At 32.8% G+C, this 6,601-nt stretch carries 6 protein-coding genes; 1 reads left to right on the forward strand and 5 read right to left on the reverse strand.

What is annotated here, in order from left to right; genetic code table 11:
- Positions 1–41 precede the first annotated feature (41 nt).
- From AC6F8J_RS01845 to AC6F8J_RS01860, 4 genes are all read right to left on the reverse strand, one after another.
- Entirely contained in the window at positions 42–707 is a 666-nt protein-coding gene (locus AC6F8J_RS01845) for an ABC-2 transporter permease (RefSeq protein ID WP_275842049.1), read from the reverse strand.
- Positions 708–1,367, reverse strand: coding sequence for a hypothetical protein (locus tag AC6F8J_RS01850; RefSeq protein ID WP_500720537.1), 660 nt, complete (start codon positions 1,365–1,367; stop codon positions 708–710).
- Positions 1,364–2,215, reverse strand: a complete 852-nt coding sequence (locus tag AC6F8J_RS01855; protein WP_500720538.1) for an ATP-binding cassette domain-containing protein — start codon at positions 2,213–2,215, stop codon at positions 1,364–1,366. The genes AC6F8J_RS01850 and AC6F8J_RS01855 overlap by 4 nt, the downstream gene beginning before the upstream one ends.
- Positions 2,216–3,279: 1,064 nt before the next feature.
- Positions 3,280–4,311, reverse strand: a complete 1,032-nt coding sequence (locus AC6F8J_RS01860; protein WP_500720539.1) for a peptidylprolyl isomerase — start codon at positions 4,309–4,311, stop codon at positions 3,280–3,282.
- A 262-nt stretch (positions 4,312–4,573) separates the two neighbouring features.
- Here AC6F8J_RS01860 and AC6F8J_RS01865 point away from each other — a divergent pair, with 262 nt between their 5' ends.
- A complete protein-coding gene (locus tag AC6F8J_RS01865; RefSeq protein WP_500720540.1) occupies positions 4,574–5,713 on the forward strand; it encodes a methyltransferase in 1,140 nt (379 codons plus the stop codon).
- A 29-nt stretch (positions 5,714–5,742) separates the two neighbouring features.
- Here AC6F8J_RS01865 and AC6F8J_RS01870 read toward each other — a convergent pair.
- The coding region (locus AC6F8J_RS01870; RefSeq protein ID WP_500720541.1) for an S-layer homology domain-containing protein at positions 5,743–6,601 on the reverse strand (859 nt) is incomplete at its 5' end.

The following is a 6,601-nucleotide window of genomic DNA, read 5'->3' on the forward strand; positions in this document are numbered from 1 at the left end:
GTATGTGAATTTAGTGAAACTTAGTTTTGACCCTTTAACCATTATTCTATATATTTATTAAATATCCACACACTAATTGCATAAGAAATTCCAAATAGGATTAAGCTAAAGGGTAACATCAACAAAGCAGTATATCCTTTCAAAAAATTATACATACTTTCCAACTGACTAACTCTTATCTTAGTCGTCGAAAATAATACTATCATTCCAATTGCAATCAACACTATGAAAATCGTCGTAAAAATCATAGCTCTTTTTTCACCATATCTATATTCTAACGGCTTATGTCCCGCACTATTTAATAACACAATAACGATTGAATAAATAATTCCCAATACATTCTCAAAGATTAATGTAAAACCCATAATAGAATTCATCAAAAAAACATATGCCATTGAAATAATTAATCCAATAGAAATAAAAATCAAAATTAAAACATACTTTTGTCCGACTATTGTTTTGACATCTAACGGGCTAGAATATAAGAAATTTTTCCAATTTCTGTTCGACTTTTCAACACTTACATATTCACCCATAGCGCATAACATAAAAATAATAACAAAAGACATTGCATTTAGCATAACTATAAAATCGCCTGTGTTTTTAATTTGGTTAAATAAAAAAACACTATTAATACAAATCATAACTAGCATTGCTAATAAGCTTTTTTTATTTATATATAAATCTCGAAGGATTAATCCTATCATCTATTCACCGCATTTCCATAAATTTTCTGACACCTTTAATACTATTATAAATAATAATATACAAACTGTTACCAAAGAAAATACTAAGCTGCCATACTGTATCAATAGACCATTTATATTGTCATTCTTTAAGTACGTTATATTGATAACCATAAAAACTAATGTAAGTGTAAGGACTGCTATTTTTCCGTCCTTAAAGTATACAACTAGAGGTACAAGTAAAAGTGTCCAAATAGTATATAAAAGAAATATATAAAATAGCAACTTCATTTCATAAACAACGTTTACCGCAAAAACAATTTTTAATAAACTTACTCCCAATATACATACAAAAAAATCAATCGTATTCAGTAATAAATTAAAGGACATTAGCCCCACTAAAAGTGATCTATACCCAATTGAAGTTGCAGCAATAAATCTATCAAATTGGACTATATTAATTCTTCTATAGTTACTAGTAAAATAATTAGCGTTTGTTACTAAAATAAAAAACAAAAATATCAAAATAATTAGTGCAGCTTCATTTGAGTTAAATAGCGCATATTTTTTTGCACTTACGATTACTGCACCAATGAGGAAAAAAAACATTGAATTTTTTACTGAATTGAACTTAATATTGCTTTTGTTTATCATCCATAAGTATTCAAAAACACCTTTCATTTAGTCACCGTCTTCTCACTGTAAATTCGCATTATGTCATCAATAGAAGGATTGTTAGCATTATATTCCTTTATGTATTTTTCACTATATCTTATTAAGACTTCAACTTCTGAATTTATAGACTTATATGCAATTATATCACTCTGTACTAATTCATTTAAAATTGTCTTATTGTTCTTTATAGTCAAATATTTTTTATGCAATTCTTCTTTTTTTTCACAAAACACAATTTCTCCTTTATGGATAAAAAGTACATTGTCTGCTATTTGTTCCAAATCACTCGTAATATGTGTTGAGAATAAAACTGCATTATCTGCTTCATTTGCAAACATTTTTAATTCATCCAGAATTTCACATCTGAAGACCGGATCCAGACCGCTTGTTGGTTCATCTAATATAAGTAATTGAGCTTTATGAGATAAGGCAACTGCAAGTGAGAGTTTGGTTTTCATTCCTTTTGAATACTTTCCTAATTTTTGATTAAATGACAAACCAAATTTAATCAAATATTCTTTGAATACAGCATCCGACCAATTTGAATATATATATTTCAAAATTTTAGATACTTCTTTCGCATTTAAACAATCATCAAATGGTAACTCATCAAACACTACTCCAATATTATCCTTAGATTCTTTCTCATAATCCAAACTGTTCTTACCAAATAATTTTATTTCCCCTTCACATTTAACTAGATTTAAAATGCACTTTATTGTTGTCGTTTTACCACTACCATTTTGCCCGATAAAACCTGTTATTTCTCCTTTATGCAATGAAAAATTTAATTCTTTCAATGAAAAATTTTTATATTCTTTAACCAAATTATTAACATCCAAAACATTTTCCATTCCACTTATTCTCCTTTTATTATAAAAAATCGTTAGGCGTTTACTAAGCAGAAATAATTTCACAATTACCTAATAAAAATTGTCCTATCATTTATAAGTTAACTAGTATTGTCATAAATGATAGAACATTTTTCCAAAAATCTCCACCATCAATATTATGCATTTCTTCTGCTGTAAGTTCTTGGAACATATCATTGTTTAAATTCATTTCAATTTCCTCCTAAAATTTTTATGTATAACAGTTCCGTTCTCGAGATTCGCTCGGAACTGATGATACCACATTTCATTTACAAATTTGTATTAATTCCAATATATACCATTTTGGGGGAGTTCTACAAACAGTTTGATCTTACCTTAGGCCTTGATGCCTAGAAGGATAAATTAACTATGTTTAAAAGTATTCAGGAGCCTATTTACTATCTCTACATAGAATATTGCAAGCCTCTTATTATGGCCATCAATGGAAGCCCAACATCTTAATTCAGGTATTCTCAAAGACCTGAAAATGCTCATGAATCATGGCTATTATTCAATATTATATTCTCAGTTTATGTACTATACTTAGGGATTCGTTAACTCATTAAATTCTCTCTTATTAATACATAATTCCATTCTTAATTATTTCTCCTATATCATCGTTTGATTTATTTATCACAATCCTAACTTACAAATCTTTTCTCCCATAAAAAGATTAACACTTGTTTTCTGTCACCTCAGATATCTACTAAATAACTACTTCTGCTCGTCTTTAAGACTATATATTAATTTTTTAGTGCTTATCATAGCATAACAATTATTTTTATAAAAGTAAAGCACTTTTAGGTATATTTTGTAATTCAAATATTATTATTGTAATTTTTTTACATATATGGAGATTATTGGAAATACAGTATGGCGAGACTAAGGTTTTGAGATATCCGGTCCACAGCGTTATATATGAAAAATTAGATACTAAAAAAAGGGGCAGTCGGATAATATAATTATTATCCGACTGCCCCCTTTTTTATATCAACATTTATGACTTTCTAGATGTTATATCTTGCTACAGCACAGAAAATACGGTTTTACTTCTTGTTGGTGGTGACAACCTTATCCCATACCTTCTGGTTAACTTCAACTGTATAATCTTCTTTCCAAGCATTAAAAAGTTGATCAAATTCACCTTGTTTCTGGCTTCTGGCGTATTGATCTTTGATATAACCTTCGTACTCTTTTACACTCATCACTTCTTCTTCTGATGGGTATATATGGTCCATTTTTTTGATGATATGGTAGCCGAAGTCACTGACAACTAAGTCACTGATTTCGCCGTTTTCCATTGAAAAAGCTGCCGCATCAAATTCAGGTACCATTTCACCTTGATAGAAGGTATATATACCATCATTTTCTACTTTGCCGGGATCTTCTGAATACGTCTTTACAAGTTCCGTAAAATCTTCACCAGCGTTTACCTTGGCTAAGACCTCCCTGGCTAACTCTAAGGCCCCTTCTTTCTCTGTTCCGTCTTCATTTTTGTTGGCGATTAATATATGTTGCGCTTGAACTTGTTCTAACACACCATCATATCCATATTGCAAAATCTGTTGGTAGGATACATCGCCTTGTAAACTTAAGGTGAGTTCTTCTTCATTAACGATGAAATCTTCAAGTTCTAAATCCATTAGTTTTTCACCTAATGCATTGTTTACAAAAATCGTCTTAACATTCTCTAAACTGATGTCATCTTCTTTTAAGACTTCTTCTGATTTTGTAAGCAGATATTCATCCATTCTTGTTTCGATTATTGCTAACTCTTCATCTGTTAATTCAATGCCACGTTCTTTAGCTATTAAAGCTGATATGTGTAACCTTGATAAAGAATCTATCGCCGCTTCTTTGGCAATCTCATCAAAGGTCTTACCTTCAAAACCTTGTTCCCATATGGTTGGTCCATATTGAGACTCATACATCGCTTCTAATTCTCGTAATACGAATATAGCTTCACCTACAGGGACTGACTCTCCGTTGACCATCATGATAGAATCCCCTGATGTACAGGCCGTCATAAGACTTAAAATTAATATACTTGCTACAATTAATGACATTATTTTTTTCATTTTTAGCTCCTTGTTTGCCTATTTTGACTTCATCTAAAAACACCTTCATTTTTCTCTACTAGCTACTCTATTTTATCGGAATTCCTTCTATAAATCAACCATTTTAACAAACTGTCATCACAATGACCTCACCTTGCCATCAATCTGCCACATTGCCAGTAATGCTTTGCTCGATTATAATAGAACTTGAAGACCAGTTTATTACTAAAAATCTTGTGGTTAGAAATCTTATAACAGGGAACATAATACTAGGAGGTTATTTATGTATAGAGATTTTATAGAAAAGCAATTTAATGTAAAACTACATCAGATTATCATAAGCCACCCCAGGCTCAAACAACACCCCATTAAGAAAGTGGTTATAAAGCCTTATTTAAAAGGTGACCAATTGCTTTTTCAGTTCCAATCCTATTCGACAACGCAAGTTTTTCACAAAAATTATGGTTTTGAAGATGCTTTGACTGTGTTAAATGGGTATTTGGATCAGAATATATTCAAGCAGATGGATGGTTTTTCCAGTAACTTCACTTGGCATGTCCTGATCAACAAAAAGGGACATATGACTTTAAAAAAATCGGAGGCCCGTTTTGAAAAAGTGCCTAATCTTAGCCATGACCGTCAGAAACAATATCTATTGCCAGAGGGTACAGCGATTCCTTATTTGGTAGAATTGGGGGTCATGACCTCTGAAGGTCAAGTCCTCAAAAAAAAATATGACAAGTTCAAACAAATTAATCGCTTTCTTGAGATGGTGGATGATGTACTCTATGTTCTAGACCAAAAAGAGCGTATTAAGATTCTTGATTTTGGTTGTGGTAAATCTTATTTGACTTTTGCGCTCTACCACTATCTTACCGCCATCAAAGGTAAGTCGGTTGATATCATCGGCTTGGATCTCAAAGGAAAAGTTATAGAAGACTGTAACGCTTTAGCTAAAAAATGTCACTATGATTATCTTCATTTTGAACAGGGAGATATTGTCGACTATACGTCTGAACATGACATCGACATGATGGTCACATTACATGCCTGTAACACAGCAACGGACCTTGCTCTTAAAAAGGCCGTCGATTGGAAGGCTCAAGTCATTCTCTCTGTACCATGCTGTCAGCATGAGCTTAACCATCAAATCCACATAGAACCACTAAAAGACTTATTGTCCTATGGTATCATCAAAGAAAGAGTGGCTGCGCTTTTTACGGATGCTATGCGTGCCAATTGGCTAAAAGCCAATGGGTATGAGGTACAGATTCTTGAGTTTATTGATATGACCCACACACCAAAGAATCTACTGATACGTGGTATCAAAGCAGATTCTAAGATGGAGGGTACTATAGATTTGTCCGGTTTTGATGCGCTTGAAGATTACCTTGGTAGTGATCTAACCATCCGGAAATTGTAGCTTGGATTACATCGGTGTTTTCATCATTATTATCTCGTTACATCATGTAATTGTTCCAGTACTCTGGATAGCAAAACTGCACAATCTTCTCGTGTGGCTTTTTTATCCGGTGTATATGGATTATAATAAAGGTCTTGTGGTTGGACTAGACCTTGGTTCACCACATCTAAAAAATATGTATTGCTCCAATGATTGGATAAGCTGTATGGGTAAGGGTTGTTGGTTTCATATGTTCTGAAGCTACGACTAAGGATTGTCAGCATCTGACCTATGGTAATATGGCCTTGAGGATCAAAAACATGATTGCCTTTACCCTCTATGATGCCTCTTGCTGCTAAGGTCATAACAAAACTTTTAAACCAGTGATCCTGACTGACATCACTGAAATTAGATGGCGTGGTGGTATCTACAGTATAGCCTGCTGTCATAAGAAGCATTTTGGAAAATTCTGCTCTTGTAACCGGATTCATAGGTCTAAAATTACCATCGGGATAACCATTTATAATACCTCTATGATAGAGGTTCATAATAGCGCCATAAGTCTTCTGACCGGGTTCTATATCTACCAGCTGCAATTGATCTCTGCCTTCATGTGTAACAAATACTTTCATTGGAAAAGTATAGGTGGGATGACTGATGAGCCTCTCATCCCAGTTTTCTCCTTCTTTGTTTTCCAAGTTATAATACACTTCTAAAACATGACTCTCTGTAAAACGCCATGAAGTTATGGTAATTGGCGTCTTAGTGACTTGATCTGACCAAGTGAGTTTGATGACGGCACTGTGGTCTGAGAGGACTTGTACTTCACTAATAACTCTAGGTGCGGCCATGACTGGCATTCCACAGACCATAACCATCACCAATACGCCTATGAGACTTTTCTTAAAT

This window comes from Petrocella sp., from assembly GCF_059865615.1.

Excerpts from the sequence above, each read along its gene's own strand:
- AC6F8J_RS01865 (WP_500720540.1), top strand. The coding sequence starts at position 4,574 with ATGTATAGAGATTTTATAGAAAAGCAATTTAATGTAAAACTACATCAG.
- AC6F8J_RS01855 (WP_500720538.1), bottom strand. The coding sequence starts at position 2,215 with ATGGAAAATGTTTTGGATGTTAATAATTTGGTTAAAGAATATAAAAAT.
- AC6F8J_RS01845 (WP_275842049.1), bottom strand. The coding sequence starts at position 707 with ATGATAGGATTAATCCTTCGAGATTTATATATAAATAAAAAAAGCTTA.
- AC6F8J_RS01850 (WP_500720537.1), bottom strand. The coding sequence starts at position 1,367 with ATGAAAGGTGTTTTTGAATACTTATGGATGATAAACAAAAGCAATATT.
- AC6F8J_RS01860 (WP_500720539.1), bottom strand. The coding sequence starts at position 4,311 with ATGAAAAAAATAATGTCATTAATTGTAGCAAGTATATTAATTTTAAGT.